This is a genomic window from Pseudobutyrivibrio sp. (genome assembly GCF_015057185.1).
In the GTDB taxonomy this organism is placed as follows: Bacteria; Bacillota; Clostridia; order Lachnospirales; family Lachnospiraceae; genus Pseudobutyrivibrio.
The window spans coordinates 46708-68652 of record NZ_SVEV01000008.1 but is presented as its reverse complement, the minus strand read 5'-3'; the positions used below and the strand labels follow the sequence as shown (position 1 = coordinate 68652).

16 protein-coding genes are annotated in these 21945 nt (G+C 38.4%); all 16 read right to left on the bottom strand.

Annotated features, from left to right (window positions below; translation table 11 throughout):
- Positions 1 to 2: 2 nt before the first annotated feature.
- The 16 genes from E7276_RS04765 to E7276_RS04690 all read right to left on the bottom strand — a co-directional run bounded on the left by E7276_RS04765 (position 3) and on the right by E7276_RS04690 (position 21898).
- Entirely contained in the window at positions 3 to 3953 is a 3951-nt protein-coding gene (locus tag E7276_RS04765; RefSeq protein WP_294214395.1) for a VirB4 family type IV secretion system protein, read from the bottom strand.
- Between the two features lie 26 nt (positions 3954 to 3979).
- Positions 3980 to 5812: an Mbov_0396 family ICE element transmembrane protein gene (locus E7276_RS04760; protein ID WP_294214393.1), complete on the bottom strand. Its 1833-nt coding sequence runs from the start codon at positions 5810 to 5812 to the stop codon at positions 3980 to 3982.
- A gap of 1 nt (position 5813) precedes the next feature.
- On the bottom strand, positions 5814 to 6755 hold the full coding sequence (locus E7276_RS04755; RefSeq protein ID WP_294214390.1) for a hypothetical protein: 942 nt from the start codon (positions 6753 to 6755) through the stop codon (positions 5814 to 5816).
- Positions 6756 to 6770: 15 nt separating this feature from the next.
- A complete protein-coding gene (locus E7276_RS04750) occupies positions 6771 to 8807 on the bottom strand; it encodes a type IV secretory system conjugative DNA transfer family protein (protein ID WP_294214387.1) in 2037 nt (678 codons plus the stop codon).
- Positions 8804 to 10633, bottom strand: a complete 1830-nt coding sequence (locus tag E7276_RS04745) for a hypothetical protein (RefSeq protein ID WP_294214384.1) — start codon at positions 10631 to 10633, stop codon at positions 8804 to 8806. The genes E7276_RS04750 and E7276_RS04745 overlap by 4 nt, the downstream gene beginning before the upstream one ends.
- Before the next feature lie 40 nt (positions 10634 to 10673).
- Positions 10674 to 10997 (bottom strand): Mbov_0395 family pilin-like conjugal transfer protein, encoded by a 324-nt coding sequence (locus E7276_RS04740; RefSeq protein ID WP_294214381.1) that lies wholly within the window; start codon positions 10995 to 10997, stop codon positions 10674 to 10676.
- Positions 10994 to 11203 (bottom strand): hypothetical protein, encoded by a 210-nt coding sequence (locus E7276_RS04735; RefSeq protein ID WP_294214379.1) that lies wholly within the window; start codon positions 11201 to 11203, stop codon positions 10994 to 10996. Before E7276_RS04735 ends, E7276_RS04740 begins: the two co-directional genes overlap by 4 nt.
- Positions 11204 to 11214: 11 nt before the next feature.
- Positions 11215 to 11697 (bottom strand): RNA polymerase sigma factor, encoded by a 483-nt coding sequence (locus E7276_RS04730; protein WP_294214376.1) that lies wholly within the window; start codon positions 11695 to 11697, stop codon positions 11215 to 11217.
- A gap of 246 nt (positions 11698 to 11943) precedes the next feature.
- Positions 11944 to 13884 (bottom strand): hypothetical protein, encoded by a 1941-nt coding sequence (locus tag E7276_RS04725; protein WP_294214373.1) that lies wholly within the window; start codon positions 13882 to 13884, stop codon positions 11944 to 11946.
- A gap of 70 nt (positions 13885 to 13954) precedes the next feature.
- Positions 13955 to 14428, bottom strand: a complete 474-nt coding sequence (locus tag E7276_RS04720) for a hypothetical protein (RefSeq protein WP_294214371.1) — start codon at positions 14426 to 14428, stop codon at positions 13955 to 13957.
- 78 nt (positions 14429 to 14506) lie between these two features.
- A complete protein-coding gene (locus E7276_RS04715; RefSeq protein WP_294214368.1) occupies positions 14507 to 16843 on the bottom strand; it encodes a hypothetical protein in 2337 nt (778 codons plus the stop codon).
- Between the two features lie 128 nt (positions 16844 to 16971).
- Complete coding sequence (locus tag E7276_RS04710) at positions 16972 to 18648, bottom strand: dicarboxylate/amino acid:cation symporter (protein WP_294214365.1); 1677 nt, start codon at positions 18646 to 18648, stop codon at positions 16972 to 16974.
- 25 nt (positions 18649 to 18673) lie between these two features.
- Complete coding sequence (locus E7276_RS04705; protein ID WP_294214360.1) at positions 18674 to 19306, bottom strand: precorrin-2 dehydrogenase/sirohydrochlorin ferrochelatase family protein; 633 nt, start codon at positions 19304 to 19306, stop codon at positions 18674 to 18676.
- Between the two features lie 88 nt (positions 19307 to 19394).
- The gene (locus E7276_RS04700; RefSeq protein ID WP_294214357.1) at positions 19395 to 20759 is read right to left on the bottom strand and encodes a PFL family protein; all 1365 of its coding nucleotides are present in this window, start codon (positions 20757 to 20759) and stop codon (positions 19395 to 19397) included.
- 49 nt (positions 20760 to 20808) lie between these two features.
- Positions 20809 to 21084 (bottom strand): ACT domain-containing protein, encoded by a 276-nt coding sequence (locus E7276_RS04695; protein WP_294214355.1) that lies wholly within the window; start codon positions 21082 to 21084, stop codon positions 20809 to 20811.
- Positions 21085 to 21097: 13 nt separating this feature from the next.
- Entirely contained in the window at positions 21098 to 21898 is an 801-nt protein-coding gene (locus E7276_RS04690) for an MBL fold metallo-hydrolase (RefSeq protein ID WP_294214352.1), read from the bottom strand.
- Between the last annotated feature and the right edge of the window lie 47 nt (positions 21899 to 21945).

Below are 21945 nucleotides of genomic sequence, written 5' to 3'. Positions count from 1 at the left end.
GATTATGCTCCTTTGTTTCTAAGTCTGTCTTTAACATATGCTGCTAAATCTTCTACTGAAATCTCCATAGTCATAACGTCGATTTCTTCCATCCTTTCAAGGATATTCATCTGACTATATGACTTAAGTTGCTCATCCAAAAGTGACATCAAATCAAAGCTAAATGAATCATCGTCATCCTCATCTTCATCGTCATCATCATCATCGTCGTCAAAGTCTATGAAGTCATCATCTGATTCATCTTCATCGGATTCTTCTTCCTCTGATTCATCTTCTTCTGATTCGTCTTCTTCTGGTTCTTCTTCCTCTAGTTCATATTCATCTTCCTCGTCCTCATCCTCAGACTCTTCAATGTCAAATTCCTCATCAAATTCCTCGTCTAGCTCTTCGTCTGGTTCTTCATCCGGTTCTTCATCTGGTTCTGGAATTTCAGGCAATGGAATCTCTAATTCTTCTATTTCCTCTTCATCCTCTAAATCTACAGGCTCTGGGATTACAGGCTCTGGAATCTCAGGTCTTGGAACAGAAGCCTTTACAGCTGCTGGTTCCACAGATGGAGTTGGAATGTCTATCATAGTTCTTTGCATTTCAAATTCTCTTTTTACTTCTGAACGAATCAGTTCTATGATTTCATTAATGTTTAAAGGAATACCCTGCGTATTTGAAGATGGTTGCAATTTTTCTGTTATTTTTGCTTCCAAATCAGATTCAGGCTGATCTATATCCGCCTTTCCACTGTCTGTTTCTTCAGGAAGCTCAGCATCCAATTCTTCAAAAGTAAGCCCCTTAACATCCTCAAGCATATCAAGTCTGTCAGCCTCTTCTGTAGAAATCTCCTCAAATGTAAGGGCTGCTTTTCTCTCACTTTCTAGTATCTCTTCAATTTCACTAGCAAATTCTCTTTCCTTTGCATTCATCTCGTGAAGTGCACGGCTGTCGCCAATGAAATTCTCCCAATTTTCTGGGCCACCATTGCCAGTAAAATATCTGCTGACATATCCTGTTTGTTCAAACATCTGGACCATTGTGTCCGGCACAGAAACCATGAAAAATGTACGGCTTGTAGGTCCCATAATTGTAAATGCATGACCTCTTGGAGCCGTAAGTATACGCTCCTGTTCCATCTCATTAATTCCACCGGCTTTTTCATAAAGCTTGCACAAATCCCCCATATCATTTGGAGCAAGACCAAAAATTAAACTATACTGGCAAGCATTGATAATAGCGGTCGATTTACGTGCAATTTCCTCGCTTCCTACAAAGTCCTTAATGTTCTGAGTGATAACAATTTGCATACCATTGTACTTTCTGATACGCTTTGCCAACTGGAACATGAAATCAAGAGCAATTGGGAACTTTGCGTCAATAAATACGTGCGCCTCATCAATTACAACTACGATTTTTCTGTTCAATCCGTATTTACGGTTGTAATCACGATTCTTTATAATTTCATTGTCAATATACTTTAGTACCAGAAGCATCTGACCATTTGCTATAGTCTGGTTTCTGTTTGCCAGCAATGACTGGAAATTAAATACAGTAAAGTTTTCGTCTGTTGTAATGGTAGAAGGTCCATTCCAAATATTGGCATTTCTACCACCTGTAGAAAACTTAGAAATGTAATTAATTAAGGTCTGAAGCATACTCCTTAGGTACTGATTATCAGTACGCTGGAACTCCGCCAAAATCACGTCATATAAATCATCAAAAATCGGGAATTCTCTAGGTCCCAAGCCTGCTAGTGGAGTCTCAGGCATTATTCCTTTTAGTGCATAGGTTCTCTCCACTAAACTATTAAGATACTCTAGAGACTCTTTATCTATGTCAGGAAGAATCTGCTTGAAGAATTCCTCCAAAAACTGTAAATGAGTTGCAAAGGTACTTCCTGAGCTTTCTTCCCCTGCCTCATCATCATCTAAAGCAGTAATTATGTGGAATGGATTAAGTCGTCCCTGGGAAGCATTTCCTACATTGATTATCTTGCCATGTAGGTTCTCTGCAAGCTCCATATATTCATTTTCAGGATCCAAAATAAATATCTTGGCATCCTCAGATGCCATATTTACAAGGATTGATTTTGTACCATAGGATTTACCTGCACCAGATTTACCTATGATTACCATGTTAGAATTGACTCTCTCAGAATCTCTTTTGAAGAAATCCATAAATACAGGTACGCCGTCATGCTCACCAAGACGTATTCCACCTTTATCAGATACATTTGCATATACCCATGGATACATACCTGCTATTGTATTTGCAGGAATTCCTCGACCATCCTTTAGGAAAGGATCATATGCAGAAACCTGAGAACCAATAAATGCTTGAAGCTGAACAAAATCCATAGGATTAAGTCTCATTCCAGTCTCCTGCCAGCTTCTTGTAACTGTCTTTTTCATGTCAGCTATAACTGGCAAAATAGAATCCTGTACATATGGATTATCTGTTCCAACAGCAGTCTTTACTGAGTCGTACATGGAAATATAAATATTCACAGTAAGCAGAGCCTCATTGTCCTGCTGCAAGGTAACAAGAAGCTCGCTTAAAGTGTCTATATGCTCTTCTAATTCAATTAATTTAGAGTCAACACTTGTTGTAGAATACTGACCTCTCAACTCAACAAGCGAACGGTCAATTGCCTTGACTGCGGCTATTCTGTCCATTGGTGTACACTTAACTACAACCTTTGTTCCAGGAATAGACATAACTCCAGCAAGCCAAGCGTCTCCCACCGATGTAGGGTAAGAGCTAACTCTTAGCTGATGTGTAATAATTTGATTTACAACAACATTTCTTGATGTTATTTTTAAGTTTTCCGGCATTGCCCAGGCAACATAATCCTCTGGGTCAAGCTTTTCAATGTCACGCTCCTCAAAATCCAAGGAATTAGTGTATTTTAGGAAAACACAGATTTCTTTTGCATCTGTAAGTCTACGAACAGGAAGCTCACCTTCTCTGAGCTCCGTCAAAGCCATATCAGTCTCAATAGTCAGCTGACGCTTGTCACTATTAAATAGTGTTAGGTAATAAAATGGCTGAACTACCTTGTGATCGTAGCAAATGTCTCTTAATGCATTGATTCTGTCATACTGAATCTCTACTCTAGCCTGCAATTCCTCTTCACTGAGAAGTCCATTCTCATAAGAGGCTCTAAGGGCATCTAGCTTGTCGTATTCCTTGTCTACATATTCATCATATATAATAGGACGTTCGATTTTGACTATGTTGCAGGCATAGTTGCCACGCAAAGTTCGAAGAATTTTACCAAAGTGTTTTTCAATGGACGCATTTCTCCTGTGAGTGCTAAAAAATCTAAACTCTACAGGGCTAATTTCTATAACTGTTCCATAGTACTGTCCGTCGTATTCGATAAAGCCATCAGCTACACCTGTAAATGGAATAATATCTTCGATAAAGTTTTCATCCTTTTCGTCTTTGGCTTCCTGCTTTCTCTTTTTTCTTAGTTCTGAACGTTTGGCTCTTGCCAGCCAAACAGCATTTTTTTCTTCATCAGTAGACTTTTTATTTTTTAATATTTTCTTTTCTTCTTTGAAAAGCTTTCTTTCTTCCTTACGTCTCTCTCTTCTGGTAAGTTCATACCATGGATCCTCTTCCTTTTTAGCCTCTAGCTCTTCTAAATATAGTTCCTTTTCTGTACCCAGTGCTCTAGCCATCATATGCTTGTCATTGTACACACGGAAGTATCCCCTAGGGAAAGACAAATATTTTAGTGAATTAATAACCAGCTTGTAGGTAGGTTCCTCATCCAATCTGAAAACTAAAATACCGCCAATAGCCAAAAGCACAAGGGCTATATAGAGTCTTCCTGGAATTGAAGACATCAAAACCAAAGTTACTAAACCTAAGGCGATAACTACAACAACTACATCACCTAAAGTAACACCCTTGAATAATTCAATTTTAACTTTGGTTCTACCTGGTATTAGTCTCATATTTCAACCTATCTTTTCATTAGCTATTACTGACCACCAATATTTCTCTCTGGTGGTGGAATCTCAGCGTCTCCGCCGCCTCCACCGCCGCCTTTGTTAGAAGGCGGTTTTTTGCCACCACCTATACCATTCATGGCGTTTTTTGCCCCATTGACAAGACCGCCTGGGACGCTTTTAGCCTGTCCCCACAAGCTTCTCGCCATACCAAGACCAAATCCAACAACACCTTCTGTTTTGGCTTTTGGATTATTAGCTTTACCATTGACGAAATTAGAGAATTTCTGGCCACCTATTACTCGAGCAGGTACAGTATTTACATAACCGCCAACTCTTGAAGCCATTCTTCCAACGAAGCTTCGATTGAGGTAGTTTTGCATATCTCCAGAAGCAACTGACTGCCATCCTGCATTGTCCGCCAAAATACCTGTAAGAATACCATTTGCTTTGGACATAGCCTCGATACCTGCATAAATCATAACTACTCGTCCAACCATGTCTATGATTATGTTCTCTGAAAGAGTAAGTGCTGGACTTAAGATGATTGGAAGGAATATCAAATATATTCTCATGGATATGACAGTGGCAAAAATTGAAAATGCCTGAACAATAAAGGCTGTCATCCACTGTTTAATTTTTCCTCCATCATCCAACGGTAATATTCCAAAAATAGGAGGTGCGATGACATATAGGAACAAAAGATTAAATATTCTTGCAACACAGGAAACTATGATTAATGCCATTTTTGCGGCTATTACAGTACCTGCGACGTAAACGATAATATAATTGGTTTTGCCAAAGGATATATCAAATACATCGTTTACCTCAGATAAACTATAAACTGACTTAGTTCCTCTGTAGAATGGTGCACGAACTGCATCTGTAAGGGCTGGCTCTTTATTATACTTGTCATTTTTAGCAGCACCTGTAATACCATTACCCATAGTTCCAATTACAAACATTGTTGTTCCAATGTTCACTGATTCGTATTTTTGATCGTCAAGTCTATCGTATGACTGAAGAACTGGAATATTAGGATTGTTTCGCATTTCCTCCATCACGTGATAAAGGGAATTTGCTATACCTTCGTTATAAGAATCCACTGGAACTTCTTTGGTAAAATCTGCAGCATTGGCTACCTCCTGTAACAGGGACTGCCAGGTGTTAATAATATTTCCATCTGCATCTTTTGTTTCATAGTAGAAATTAAATACTCCCTGGTCTGATAGATAGCTTAAATCACCCCTAATCTCGTTATAGCAGGCATTTATGTTATATCTGTTCTTGTAGGATTGATTAATTGAATAGTTACCAATGGTATTAAATATTCTTGCCATTGCAGCATACTGTTCATCTGTATACTCAATGTGGTTACTACCTTTTGCTAAATCCTCTGCATGGTCAAATACATATACAACCTGCTGCATCAGAGTATTGGTGCCGCTCATAATAACCGTCATACCAGCATTCAAACATATGATAAAAAGAATACTCTTAAACAGATTGGTTATAATTTGCCCTAATGACATTTTGACCTTGTCATTAATATCAAAGGTCTTACGAATAACGGAAATTAGCGCAAAAGTAAATGCCAAAGCAATACCTATTGCAGCCATTCCTAAATACACACCCGTAATAGCATTATTATGGAAAAAGATATCAATCAGATATGCCTTCTCTGGTTTACCACCATCGGGCGTGTAAGTGACCTGTGCAACACCAGTAAAAACATCCATCAGCGACTGCATCCAGTCTAAGGCCTTGCAAATAGCCGCCTCCAGATAATACAAAAGTGTGTATACGAAATTATAAAGGATATAATTAATTCCTTCTTTAATCCAATCAAGTGGGTTAAAACTCATACTATCTCACTCTCAATTTCTTTCTTGAAACATACATATAAACACCTGCTGCAACAATTAAAATCACAGCCAATGCTATAAAAATTCCACCTTGTACATTAAGATACATTCGAATAGTAAATTCCTTGGTTACAGAATTCTCGGCATCGTCAAATACTGTCACGGTGTATTTGCCAACAGTTCTAATGACACCATTAGATGGAGCACTTACACTCTCACCATTGAATATAACTTTTACAGTGTCCTCGTCCTGCAGACCAACAATTTTTACTGGACCTCTAGCAATACTGCCACTTACTCCCTCAAACTGTACATCAGGCGGGGTATGGTCCACTTCAACATTCAGGTTGTAGGTAATTCCTGTTGCTGTGCATTTATAGGAGATTTCGTAGCGCCCTTCTTTTTGCATATCGATAATTCTGCTGTAGTTTGGAGCTTGAGTAACATCATCAATGGATACGCTTACAATTGAAAATCCATTTGGCAAAGTGTAGGAGGTTAATCGTCCTGTTTTATCATTTACAATATCAAAATATAGCACCTGTTTTTCCGACTCCACCCCTGTCACAACCAGAGAATAGCTACCTGGTGTATCGATATTGGAATAGTCCACATCGGTGACTTCTTTTCCAAAGCTGTACAGCTTCGCAGCCATATCATCCGGAATAACAATGGAAACAGTCCCCGTAGTAGCCATGCCATTTGCAACAGTACAGGTAACAGATTCCTGATAATCACTGACTGTATAGGCAAAAGTATGGGCATCCCTATCGTAAGTACTGCCATCCGGCAACTTCACCAGCTGTGTCTGTGCAGCTTGCGATTCCTCAATTGGTGCCCCATTAAATGGGTTTACCTCTCCGGAATAATCCATATCTACTTCTGGTGTTACATACAACGATGCCACTAGGGGAACCATTGCTACATATCCAACAAAAGTCATGCTAACTCTCCTTCTTTAGGCCGGACCAAGAATTAATTCATTTCTGGCTTCAAGGTCGTAATAAACTTCCTCTGCCTTAAACATATGAGATCTAATTTCTCCTAAATCCATCTGCCCTATTTTGTAATATGGACATTTGTAACTAGGAGTATAGGTAGTTTTAAGTGGGTAATTACCAAAGGTTACGATAATCGCATTTCCTGTGGATACCTTGTTATTAAGCATCTGCAATTCAGATGGATAAATAAGAGGTCTAACCTGAGTCTGGGCTGACAGGTTAATGTCGCCTTCTCTAGAACCTATACTTGCAGAAGTAGATGTAGTCTTTACAGTCATATTTCCACAAAGCTTTGAAAATTCCTCACAGGTTCCAATATCATTAGAGCCGATGAACATTTTCATACCGCAGTTGGATTTAACAATGTCAGCCACCTCATTTCCATATACATTGGATAGCTGAGAATAAGACTGAACAACCATGTTGAACCATATTTTACGGCTTCGACCTACGGTAATCATCTTGTCGAACTTCTCGATTTTTGGCATATTACCAAACTCATCAAGAATGAAATATACGTTTCTAGGAAGGGATAAATCCTCTCTAGCTGAGGCTACTTTGATAAGTGCCTTGTATATACAAAGGATAAATACTGCTGCAAGACCATGTCTTGTATCCTTTTCATCTGGTATCTTCATGAAAAGTGCTGTTGGCTTGTCTGCAAATGATGCTGCATTAACATCTGTCGCACTTGTAAGTCCACAAAGACCTCTATCATTAAACATATTTAATTTGTCAAAAGTAATTGACATGTAGCTGGACATTGTCTGCTCAGCTGCGGATAGAACCTGTCTAGACAATGTATATGCCTGAGACATTTTGTTTCTGCCCTCGAAGTAGTCCTTTAGGGCTGCAAAATTGTTATCTGAATTAGTGAGTGCCTTATTAATATTAAAGAAATTGAACTTTTCTTTTGTCATACCAAGGCGTTCATCTGCTGAATCCTCAAGCATTGCAAGGCAGGTAGCCATAATAATAGAACGAGCGCCCTTTTCCCAAAGTGGATCCTTTTGGTTTTCAATAGGACAGATAACTGATATTAGATCATTTAAATCCTCATACATTTCATCGTATATCTGCTGTCTCTTGACTACTACATCATCTAAACAGTGAGATGGGTCTGCGTATGCTTTGCCGTCCCACTCAACCCAAAATTCGCCATTTTCTGCAGGACCATCAGGCTGTTTCAAATCTGGGTAATCGCCCATATCATCTCGGTGTCCAATGACGCCTGCGCCAGCCTGAAGATAATCCTGGTACATGTCGTATATATCTCCCAGTGGATTCCAGCGGCTAGAAGAATATGTATCTCTCAAATCAAGAAGTAAAACCTCGTAGCCTCTATCCTTTAAATACTGAGAATGAAGAGAGAATAGCTCTCCCTTAGGGTCTGTCATAATCATTGAGCTGCCACAATTAGTGGCTGCAAGTAGCTGAATCATCGGATTGATGAATGTTGTTGTTTTACCACTACCAGTTGCACCGATGATTAATGAGTGCGCACCTGACATGAAATTTACTTGCAGATGATTTTTTTTATCTAAGACTGCACGAACAGGAATTCCATCCTTTTCTACTTTTCCAAGGGAATTGTAGTCAGCTCCCGGGAAGAATGTATCACGCTCTTCATCTGTTAAGAATCGACTGTTTTCAAGAGAACCTCTAACTACATCTGCATGCCCATCCTTTCCCAGCAAATCCTTGTTCATCCTGAAAAAACGACTCATGTTATTGCCAGAAAGCAAATACAATACGGCAAAAATAACATCACCCAGGGCTCCAATAACCCATGTTTTAGGATCTATTAGATATAAAAGATTAATAGTAAATGGATTTCTAGAACCGTATGAATTAATGTAGTCCCCAAGCGTACGAAGACCAAAGCCTACCACTTCTGCCATGATGATAAACAGAAAAGTAAACCAAACAACTTTTAAAAAAACTATCCTATGTATTCCATCTTTACTAAAAAGTCTGCTAAAAAATTCTCTCATAATTCTAACAATCCATAATAAATAAGACCTTGATCAATATAAGTCGTCTGCCAATCTACACTCGGATTATTTAAATGATCTTCCTGCCCACTGGTTACATAAACTGACGGGACATTCTGCATATTAGTTGCATCATTTACCAAAAAGATTCCGCCATAATAACCGTCTTCTTCCTCTTTCTTGAAATATCCAAGACTTAATAAATCAGACGTATCTCCTGACATTAGTTTTTGGTTGTTATCACTAAGCTGATCAACTATAGTTTTCCATTGTGGTTGCATCAAACCTGTGTATATACGAGCATTAGTACGATTTTCAATAGTGGCGGCATCCCCTAGTCTGAGTTCTCCACAACATAACAATCCATAATTAATAAGTGTTGAACTGTTATCCATCCAGAATGGGGCAACTCTTTTTACATTGTCTGTTGTCAACGAACAATTCAAGCCACCATAAATCGCGCCACCACTTTCAATAACAATATCTCCACCATTACATTTGATTGAGCCGCATCCCATTGCATTAGCATCATCCCCTTGAAGGAAAGGATAAATGCTGCCACCATTTTCAACCAGGATAACTCCACCGTTATTGATAATAGTTCCATTGTTGATGAAATCACCGCTAATAGAAAGGATTCCCCCTTTTTCAATAGTAATGGTCTGACCGGCTTGAAGAATTACACCATTCTGGCTTTCAGGACTTCCTTCAGCAGAGACATAATCGCTTGCACTAATAGAAAGAATCTGACCTGCTCCTATTGTTGGGTCTCCTTTGATTGCAGAATAGCGAAGTTTTTTACCTAAAAACCATTTATATTTATTCCAGTCATAATCCTTTGATCTGACATGCATAAATCTTTGTCCTTCGCCTACTGAAAGTCTTGGGTCATCCTCATGTGGTTTGTTATATTTGACCTTGTACATCCTATCATCGTCTCCATCACCTGGGAATTCTGATTCAAAGGATTCAAATGTCCACTCGTAGCCATACTCATCACCATGCATATGTATCCAGCTATCATTTCCCTGACCACCAGGTTCTAATATATAATCCTGTGGTGCATCAGGGGTTCTGGCCAATTTAATCATATATATTGGAGCTTCACTACCATTCTCATTATGATTATCACTATCAGTCTTTCCGTACTTTATATATAGAACGTCTCTGTCATCAGTTGTGAAAAAGGTTTTTTCATGGGTTAGAACTTGAGGATCACTTCCAACATCTATGCCTTCAGCTCTGTCTGTTAAACGGAAGTAACAAGATTCCCCCTCACTAATGATGTCACTGTCATCAAACAAATCATCATAAATTTCGTCATCTTCACGAAATACGTGTGTGGCACCAGGAACAGCAGATGCTTCTGGTCCCAACCAAATACAATCAGGAGCCAGACAACCTATATAACCATCATCAATTTCAAATTCATCTCTAGCCCATACAAGCATTGCTGGATGCCATTCTGCATCTTGAGGATAATTCGAATCATTTACTCGGTCCCAGCGATAGAAAACAACTTCACCAAAAACATCCTTTAAAATCTCTGGTTGTTCCACACTCTCTGAAGCATCTGCATCTGTGGTTGTATCTCCACCTGTAGGTTGAGTAGTGTCTGCCGGCTGTGTTCCGTCTGTTGGCTGAGTTCCGTCTGTTGGCTGAGTTCCGTCGGTCGGCTGTGTTCCGTCTGCCGGCTGCGTTTCCTCTGCTGGCTGGTTAGAATCTGTAGCAACTACAGTGATGGCTGTACCATTAAATACAGCCACCACCATAATCGGGATTATCGTTATTCCTAAAAATCGTTTTAAACCCCACTTAAAATTCATCTTTCTCCTCCAAGTACTAATCAAAATGTAACATTAAGTATTAATTAGCATTAGAATTTGCATTCATCCATTCAACCATAATAGGTGTAGCAATTCTTAATGCCACGATTAGTATGAAGATTAATACGAAGCCAATAATGGCTCCCTTTAAATGCTGCTTTGCCTTTTCTCTATCCTGAGGCTCCTCTGCTCTTGCATATCTAACGCCCAAAAGCACGCAATAAAGAGCACCTACAGATGATACTAATGGGATTGCAGCTGTTAACACTGAATTAATAAACGCTATAATTGGATCTGTTACTTCTTTTAAATCTGGGGCTTTATCAGCAAGTATCATAATATTATTCATCATATTGTTCATCATAATCTTGGTCCTCCTAAATTCTTATTTTCTATCACCTTTTGTGCTTCTCTCTTAGGCTTAGCTTCTTCGGCTTGTGGATTATTTTGATTCCTCTCTGCCTCCAAAGCATTAACGGTTTTAACCATTTTCTCTACTGTTTTTTCTGGTGCCCTAGGAACACATTCCCCTAGTAATTTCAACGCCATTTCAATTCTCTGTTCATCCATCTGTCTTCCTCTTACTTTGAAAGATATTCCTTTAGTTCCTTTCTGCCTCGTAATAGCTCTGATTTTATGGTGTTCTCTGGTTTTTGAAGCATATCTGCTATCTGTTTAGTATTAAGTCCATTGAAATAATAAAGTTCGATAACCTCTCTTCTTTCTTCCTTTAGTTTTTTCAAGGCATTTCGAACATCTAGTATTTCCTCTTGAGAAATATCTGTGCCAGAAAACGTTACGGACATCAATGATTCATCGAATAGGTCATCATCTTTGCTTACATCGAACTTTCGTTTAATAAGGAAATCCTTTGCCGAATTAATGGTTACTCTCAGCAGCCATGCTTTTCGATGTTCTTCGCTTTCAAAGGTCCTTTCTCTACGAAAATACCTGTAGAACACATCTGCATATACATCATCTGCGTCTGTAGGATTCTTTACGTACCGCATCGCGACTCCGTATACCATATCACTGTATGTTCGTACTATTGTTTCTCCGTTCATAAGTAAAACCTTTCTGATGAACAAATCGGTGCAAATTTCAATAAATATTTTTCATATCATTTCACTTTTTCTTCGCGCTATGGGCTAAGTTGTCAGACTTCGACCCATACTATGAATTTATTCTAAGAAACTAAAAAAAAAAAAACAATATAGTACACACATTTATAACATTTGACGCAAAATATTCACTTTTAAGACACAAAAAAACCATTTCCCCGGCTATGTGGAGAAATGGTTTTTTTCTATTTAAATATTTGGAATCACATTATTTGCTGGATTAATGATTTCGTTGGAACCTTTGTTCATATACTCAGCATGTTTTCGAGCGATTTCAGCTCTGGTGCCAGGGACTCGTGCAGTACCCTCTATAGCAGCTGTTATTTTGCCCTGATATTTTGCAGTAATATCAGCACCACCAAATGCAGCATTCTTTATCTGATGGAGATAGGCCGAAGCAGTTTGCTTATGTGCTCGCACTTCCTTTTCAATTCTTGCTTCTCGTGCCTGTGCCTCAGCCGCATGACCACCTCTAGCATATATTTCATCGCAGAGCAAATACATAAGCTCATATCTTGCTTGTCCATGTCCCCAGTTCTTTTTCTCAGGTCCTTTTTTTATCATATAAGTAGATGCTGATTCAAATACTCTATCTAACTGATCAAGCATATCTACTTTCATTTGCTCTTGTTCAGGAGTAAGCTTTCTACCCTCCTTTTCAGCTTTTACAACATCGTACCAGCCTTTTTCTATTAAACCCTTTTCATATGTATCCAACTCTGTCAGGACAGCCTTATACTCCGTTGAATTTTTTGTTAGACCTGTTTTCTTGTTATCCTTTAAAATCTTATGGATTCCGCTAATTCTTTCAAAATGGTCAAAATGTGCCACTCTGAAATTTACTTTATCAACCTCAAATGTATCCTTTACGGCTATGATTTCTCTTTGGTAGGCATCTTGATAATCACGCAGTCTATCGTATACAGGCTGAACCTCAGCATTAGGGTCATCCATAAAATGATCTCTATTATATGGAACAGCCCCAAAACTCCAATCATTTTTAATAGCATTGAGAAGCTGTCCTGGCAATTTATCCTCATAATTCATTAAATTAGCAAGCTTTTTTGCCAGATTCTGTTCCCCAATCATCGCTTCTTCTCTAGATTTCTTCTTTTCATTTTCTGAAATAATGTTGTTTTCGATTTCAGAATAATCTTCATCTACATTCGAATAGTTTAATTTTTTCTTACTCTGTACTTGCTTAGCCTTTATCTCATTAGCTGCAGGTTCGATATTGGCTTTTATAAAATTCTGAACAGATGGCTGTATTCTTTTGTTTTCCTCCTTAATTCTATCTTTGATGGCTTTATCAAACTCATCTTTTATCTTCTTATCAATTTCCTTAAACTTGTCGTCGACCTTCTTGTTAAAGCTCTGCTCTAACTTAAACAATGCTGCTTCTCTATCAGAAGCCTGCTTTTGGTATATACCAGGACAAATTGTTGAAGCGCGGGCTTGCAATTTCTCATCATATATGTCTATACCCTGTTGCACTGTGGCCTTGAGTTTCTCATATTGCTCCTTATCATTTCCATATTTCTCTTTTAAGTCCTTAATCTTGGTTTCTAGTTTTGCTTTCTCAGCTAATAAATACTTATACTCTCTGTCTTCCTTTATTGCCTCATAAGCTTCTTTATCTAAACCAGAATTCTGTATTTTGGCATTTTCAGCTTCTCTTTCTTCACTTTCCTTTAGATGAAACTCGTTATACTCTTTTTCAAATTTTGAACATATTTCATCACGTATTCTAAGATAATCCCCCTGTAGAATGAGATGGCGTGCTTCTTCTGGTATTACATCCTCATACTTTAAACTTTTTACTGCAAAATTCTGTTCAGTTTTAGGCTTATTATTATCATTCTTGTATCTCTCTAAACTTCTTTTTTGAACATTTTGCAAAAGATTCTGCAAATTATGTTGGACATCAACTAGCCTATTTACCTCTTCAGCCTCTGCATTCTCCACATTTTCTGTCCACTGCTCAACATTATCAACTTTGTATCCATATGCAAGCTGGGCATAGTATTTTATATCCTCATACTCCATATTTTTACTAAAATTATACTGTTCAAAAAATGCTGTAGCTATAGCATCCATATTCATCAATTCTTCTTCAGTGTATTTTGGCATAGTTTTCCCCTCCTAAAATGAAGCTTCTTTCACTAACATCCCAAAGATTATATCTAAAATGTTTTCGATGCTACATCTTCATGATATTCTCAGGCTTTGAAGCTTCTGGCTGTTCCTCAGTTTCTTCACACGCACCTTCTTCAGGCGCACTTTTTTCAGAATTATTATCACTAGCACGCTTTATTTTTGCCGCAGTTTCTTCTCGCTTCTTAAGCATTTTTTGGATGATTTCAGAGGATATATTTTTTAATTGCAGCTGTCTCTTCTTCTCTTTCTCAAGTTCCTCTTCTTCCTCTTCACGTATTTCATCCTCTAAGGTCTCTGAATCGTCATCACTTGAATCGATGTTAGATATCTTCATACGTTTCTCAACAAACTTCTGAAAAACATCCCTAGTGATTAAATGACGCAGTTCTGCAGGCACAACATGCTCATATTTAAGTTTGGCTATATTAAAATCTCCATGTTCCTTATGAACACTGTTGTAAGCCTGCTCCAATTTGGATAGAAAATGTTCTACTTCTTTTTCTGAGAAAGTCCCCATTTTATTCCCCTCCAATGAAATGACTTAGGAAAATATTATTGAATAATAGTATTGTTATCCTCCTGGCTTTTGCTTTATTTATGCCAATACTGGATTTTGATTATGTGCCTGTACCTGTATATTTTTCTCCACCTGCTTCTGTGGATTTAGATTATTCTCTGCAACTGGTTGATTCTTTGCTATTACTTTTTCTATAGCGCTCTTGATGTTTTCAGGTACTTTATCGATGTTTGCATGAATGTTTTTCAATTGTTCCTCAGCTGTAATCTCTCTATTTTCATCAAGATTTGCTTCTTTGACTACACTTTCTACTAGGTGTTTATACTCTTTGCCATCGTTTTCTGCTAATTTGTTAATCTTCTGAACTTCCTGGCTTTGAAGAATCGAATTATCAAATGGCTTTTTTTCTGAAAGCTGCTTTATAACAGAATCACATAGAATCTTGTTAACATTTTTTTGAATTTGATTCTTATCAAAATCCTTCACATTTTCTGGTCCAAGCTTAACTCCCTTATCCCGCAAATTAGCTAATCCCATTATATTTTTATCGTATTGTTCTCTGCCTTCATTCATAACAGCTAATGAATTAGCAAACTTCTTTTGTTCTTCTGTTACAGCCAATCCCCCTGCCGCATCGACTATAAATGATGCATTTTCATTTTCCAGTCCGCCATGCTTGAAGAAATAATTCATCAATCTATCAAAGGCTTCTCTTTTAGAAATAGTTGGTTGATAATTATCTGGCATAGCTTTGTATGTTTCTATAGCCTTCTTATAGGTAGAGCCTACTGTATCATCACTTGCCAGGGCCAAATCGTCATTTCTTGTAAAAATTTTAATAGTATTTCCTACACCAATTCTATCTATGGCTGCAATCATTGATTTGGTTGTATTCCAATCTTGTTTATTGACATTTAGCTGATTTATCTTTTCTCCAACTCTTTTTTCGCGTAACGTTGTTAACCAGTTTTCATATGCCTGCTTATAAACCCCTCTAACCTCATCCTTTATTTTTACAGGCTCATTTTCAGGGAAAATTATCTGTTTTGGATTATCTGTTGTTGGTTTTGCAACATGGTACCGTCCCTCTATAGCTGTATGTCTAGCACTTCGGCTCTGTGCTGTGTCAGCTGCAATTCTTCTAGCCTGTCTTCTTTTTGCATTGTCTAACTTGAATGGTCCCCAATTAAATAATCTTCTGAACCAGCTATGTCTAGCATTCTCTCTTCTTGCCACTGCAGTCAAATCAGGTTCTACTGCAAATAGCTTCACGTCCATATTGCCATCAGGTTTCATATATCGTACAGCTGTTTCAACGGTGTGATCACCACTTAAAATTGCACTGACTATAGTGGCTTTATATACTTTTATTTTGTCTTCCACATTTTGTGGAGCAAACTTACTACAATAGTCTGCAACTGATCTGTTATCTATAAATATATTGTCAAATTCCTTAATTTCAGGATTTACCACACCCATAGGTGTCTTAAAATGGCCAAACATTGCATCGTACATGTTTTGGCAAGCCTCAAACTCATGATCAAAGTTTCTTAAATGTTGTGATGTATCTCTATTCTCTAATCTCTGACCAAATTCTTTTAGATGTAGAGGATTCCAACGGTCTGGAACCTTGAATTTTATAACTGGCTGTGGTGGATTTGGCTCATTCTTTACCATTGCCATCCTATAGCTATATATCTGATGGGCAACTTCCATATTTTCAGCAAGGGTAGCAAATGCATTTGAGTAATTATTGATACCCTCATTGTAGCTATCAATATTATTTTGCTCGAATGCCCAATTACTCTGATAGCCATGTTTCTTTTTTAGCATATACTCTACAGGTACCCACGCTGCTGTCAAATACTCGGAATTCACTCTTGCCATGAATTGTTCCTGTGGAGTCAATAGTTGCATTCTTTCATTGTAATAATCTGGGTTTTCTTTTTTGAATGCACCCTCAGTTTGGGACGATACCATATGAGAAATGAATCTGACTACGTCCTTTTCACTTTGACTAAGTCCTTCTCTTGCAGGGTCTGCTGACACACCCTGTCCCAATAATGCTGAAAAGTCAAAGTTTCTATAATCAACAGCTGCCCTTGTATCATAAAATTCGTCCATCATCTTTTCCCGTACATCCTTTGATACAAAAGCATAATTTATTGTTTGCTGGTATTTAGCATCGTCAAGTGGAGCATATTGGTCCTCGGCCATAGACCATGGAAACTCTGTAAACTCTCTGACACCAACCTTTGACAGTTTACTTGCTTTGTTTTGTTTCCATCTCTCATTCTTTTGAGTGCCATTCGTCATAACATTATTTATGAAAGTATTTAATGCCTCTGTGATTCCCTGCGAAAATGTAGGATCATTTTCAATGTTTAATGCTTGACCTAAATTTGTTACTGGCATATGAACACCTCCACTAGATAATTTCTTTTATTGTAATTGAATAGTTTAAATTTCTTCCTCTTACTAACTAATACCCCTAATACCCAAAATCGGGTGCAAAAAATTTTTATTTGCAAAAAAAGGCAATCTTATTTTGATTGCCCGTAAAATATGTCCGTGTCTATTGATTTTTCTGATTTGGCTACAATCACTGCTACAGCAACATCCCCTGTAGTATTAAGCATTGTGTTGAACATGTCCATAAATGGATAAATAGCGAGAATCAATCCAATTCCCTCAATTGGAACTCCAATCGAAGGAAGTACAACACCAAGGCACACTATACTACCACCTGGTACACCAGGTGAACCTAAGGATAAAAGAATAATTGTAATGGCAAGAGACACCAGTGATGCACTAGGAACCTCCACCCCGTAGGCTCTGGCTAAGAACAGTCCCATGATTGTCAGGAAAATACTGGTTCCATCCATATTTACCGTAGCCCCTAGTGGAATTGAGAAATTGGCAATCTTTGGTGCTATTCCCATTTTATTAACGCAGTTTCTTATATTGGTTGGCATGGCTGCATTGCTTGAGGCTAATGTAAATCCTGTTATCATGCCCTCTCTGTTATTTTTGTAAAATCTAATGGGATCGAGCCGTGTAAAAATAAGAATAAGCAACCCATAAACAATTAACATTGATGCTATGGCCATTAGGTACTTACCTATCATCCCCAGCAGCGACGCCAGAGTCTGCATTTTTATGCTGCTAATAATAAGTACTAGTGATGAAAATACTGCCAGTGGAATAAACTGGGTAATCAAGGAAGTTATTGTAAGAAACAGTGAATTGCATGCCTCAAAAAAATCCTGAAGCATTTTAGAATACTCCCCAATCATACCTACTGCTAACCCACATAAAACTGCAAGGAAAATAATCTGCAGTGTGTTTGATTCTATAAATGGAGACAGAAAATTCGCTGGCACTATACCAACAATTGTCTCCAGTACAGAGGACGTCCCTTCTGCGTCTACATTGATGGCCACATCGGTATTAAATATATCCTTGGCAAATCCAAATTCTTCGGTGGTTGCAATATTTGTTATGGCCATTGATAGGCATACCGCAATTACGGTTGTCATTGTATACATGCCCATGACTTTTATGCCAATTCGCCCTATTTCTCTTATATTTTTGTATTGAGAAAAACAAGTGACAATGGAAAAGAACACAACTGGTGCGATGATAATTTGCAGAGCATTCATAAAAATTGTTTTAATCGGCTCTAATACATTATGGCATACAGCTGCAGTAACTGCCGGTGAAGCAACATGTTTTAAGGCAAGTCCAATTATAAGGCCAAGCACCATTGCCCTTACAGTTTGCACAAGCATGGACTTTTTAGCCTGTCCAACCATGATTCGTATCTGATTGATACCATTTTTATAGGAGAATTTTAACTGCTCACCCTGGGACTTCAGAAGAATAGCACGGATTGCCGTTTGTAGGTCTTCATCTCCCAATTGGGAAATGTCCTCTATTCCTTCCACATCCACCTGTGTAGGAATCAATTCCTGACCTCTTGCCTTGATGACAATCTCTGTATCTGAGAATAGTCTACGGATACTAATGCTAATGTCGGTATCTTCCCCTACTGCCTCCAGAAGATGCACAAGTATCTCCTCGGAAAGGAGCATAGATCGAACCATGAGCTTTTTATTAGTTTTCGAAGCCTTTAGCTCATCCTCTATGAATCTTACCCCTTCCGTAATTATTTTTTTGTCATTGGAATTAAAAATTTTTTTCTTATGTAAAAACCTCATCCCACTCCCCGATTAAAATGCATACCTATAGAGTCATACTAATTGCACCAAGCAACTCCTCTACTTCTTCGTCTGTTGGGATTCCATCATAGCAAAGAGCGTAGTCAATAAGCTGCTCGAAAGCACTTTTTCTTGCACTTTCCATTGGGAAAAGCTCAAATATCGGCTTTCTCCAACGTCCTAGCATTTCATTTAGTTCACCAAGCTTAGGTGTAAGAACTTCTTTTTCTTTATTGCGTAAAAACTGAGTAAGTGCTGGGCTATTTCCAGAACTAGAAAAAGCTCCAACAAGATTTTGTTCCTTCAAGTATGAAGGAAAAATGAAAGTGCATAACTCCTGACAATCCACTACATTTACAGGAATATTACCCTCTTTACATATAGATGAAATCTGCTGATTCAATTCATTATCACTAGTTGCTGCTACAACTAATCTGCGATCCTGTAAATCATATATTTCAAATTCACGTTGCTCCAAAAGAAGATGGTCTGTCTCCTCTGAAAGTGCTGCCAGCTCCATACTAATCTCTCTTGCAATAACATGAACCTTTGCTCCAAAATCAAGTAATACATTTACTTTTCTGAGAGCTACACTTCCACCACCTACTACTAGACAGTTGGAATCTGTTAAATCTACGAACATTGGAAAATATGCCATAAAGCCTCCTCATACATATAAAGAAAAAAATCCCCTATCATGATATCCTCAGTATATCACAATAGGGAATTTATAATTGTTAAAAAATTTAGTTCTTGAATGAGTGGATAGGTGCTGGAATACGTCCTTCTCTATTAATAAAGTCTGCACAAGAGAACTTATTAACAGGCATGATAGGTGCATAACCGAATAATCCACCAAATTCAACTGTATCACCAACAGTTTTGCCGATAACAGGGATAAGTCTGGCTGCTGTAGTCTTTTGGTTGACCATACCAAGTGCCATCTCATCAGCAATCATACCAGAAATTGTAGTTGCTGGTGTGTCTCCTGGGATAGCAATCATATCAAGACCTACTGAGCATACACATGTCATAGCCTCAAGCTTTTCAAGTGTGATTGCGCCAGCCTCAACAGAATTAATCATACCCTGATCCTCTGATACAGGAATGAATGCACCTGAAAGACCACCTACATAAGAGCTTGCCATTACGCCACCCTTTTTAACCTGATCGTTAAGCATTGCAAGAGCAGCTGTTGTACCAGGGGCACCTGCGTACTCAAGACCGATTTCACAAAGAATATCAGCAACTGAATCTCCAATTGCTGGAGTAGGTGCAAGTGAAAGGTCGATAATTCCAAATGGAATACCAAGTCTCTTTGAAGCTTCCTGTGCTACAAGCTGTCCCACACGGGTAACCTTGAATGCTGTCTTTTTGATTGTCTCGCAAAGTACCTCAAAGCTCTCTCCACGAACTGACTCAAGAGCCTTTTTAACAACACCAGGACCAGAAACACCAACATTGATAATAGCATCTGCCTCAGTAACACCGTGGAATGCACCAGCCATGAATGGGTTGTCATCTGGAGCATTGCAGAATACAACAAGCTTCATACAGTCAACTGAATCTCTATCCTTAGAGGCGTCAGCAACCTGAAGTAAAATATCACCCATAAGGCGAACAGCATCCATATTAATACCAGTTTTTGTGGAAGCCAAATTAACAGAACTACAAACTCTCTGTGTCTCTGAAAGAGCCTGTGGAATAGAACGGATAAGCATTTCATCTGCTGTAGTCATTCCTTTTGAAACAAGGGCAGAATAGCCACCGATAAGATTAGCGCCGACAGCCTCAGCTGCGCGGTCAAGTGTATGAGCCAAAGTGACAAAATCCTCTGGCTTCTTGCAAGCAGCACCACCGATAAGTGCAATAGGTGTAACAGAAATACGACGGTTAACAATAGGAATACCGTAGTCTCTCTCGATTTCCTTTGCTACCTTGTCCAAATCCTTTGCAACAGTAGTGATGCGATTATATACATTTTCATTAACCTTATTTAAATCTGAGTCAATGCACTCAAGAAGGCTAATACCGATAGTGATTGTGCGGACATCAAGAGTCTGCTCCTCCACCATTTTGTTTGTCTCTATTACTTCTTTTAAAGTTACCATGTGTCCTCCAATTAAGCACCGAATTTAAGTATTTTTCGAAGAAAAATACTTAAATTCGGTGCATCTCATCAAATATAGCTTCTTTCTGTGCCTTAACCTGAACTCCGATTTCTCCTCCAAGTGCCTCGAGGTCCTTTTGGAGTTCTCCGAACTTCTTTGTTGCCTTTTCGATGTCAACAATCATCATCATGTTGAAAAATCCCTGAACAATAGTCTGTGTAATATCCAAAACATTAACTCCATTATCTGCTAAGTATGTGCAGATGCGAGCGATGATACCCACAGTATCTTTACCAACTACAGTAATTATGACCTTGTTTTCCATTTTTATTCTCCTTTTATATAACTACGCGCTCGGATACTTCGCAGCGAGATGCAACTGTTATATTGAAATCACTGGCGTTGTATGGAGTGCTTTGATCCATAGTAACCTCCAGGCGAACGGTCTCGTACGCTAAATCTGGATAATTATTTTCATGACTGAGATGTCCTAAAAATACGTGTTTTACATTGTCATGGAGGACTTTACTGAGAAGTCGCCCGCTGGCTTCATTTGATAAATGGCCATGGTCTCCAAGTATTCTCTGCTTTAGTGGGTAAGGATACGACCCTACCTCAAGCATGTGGATATCATGATTAGCTTCCAGTAACATAGCGTCCAAATTTGTCAAATTTTCAACAATGTTTGCATCATAATACCCTAAGTCAGTGCAGACTGCAACCTTAGACTTAGTATTTTCTATACGATATGCAACTGGATCTGCCGCATCATGGCTAATACGAAATGGGTGAATTGTAAGACTACCTATAGAGAAATCCTCATCCGCTTTGATGACATGAAAAAGTGTGTCATCAATAGCGCCAAGGCTTTTCATAGAACGTATTGCCCTAATGGTACCAGCGGTTCCATAGATTGGAATGTGATATTTCCTAGAAATAACCCCCAATCCTGACACGTGATCTGAATGTTCGTGGGTCACAAGTAACCCCTGCATATCGGCTGTGGTGTAATCATACTTGTTCATCCCAGCCTCGATACGCTTTCCAGAAATTCCGGCATCAATCATTACATGTGTGCTGTCATCTCCAACACAAATGCAGTTGCCGCTGCTACCACTTGCAATACTAAAAAAATCCATTACTTTAAACTACTTTCTATTATTTTTGCGGGAAAACAGGGTCCCCC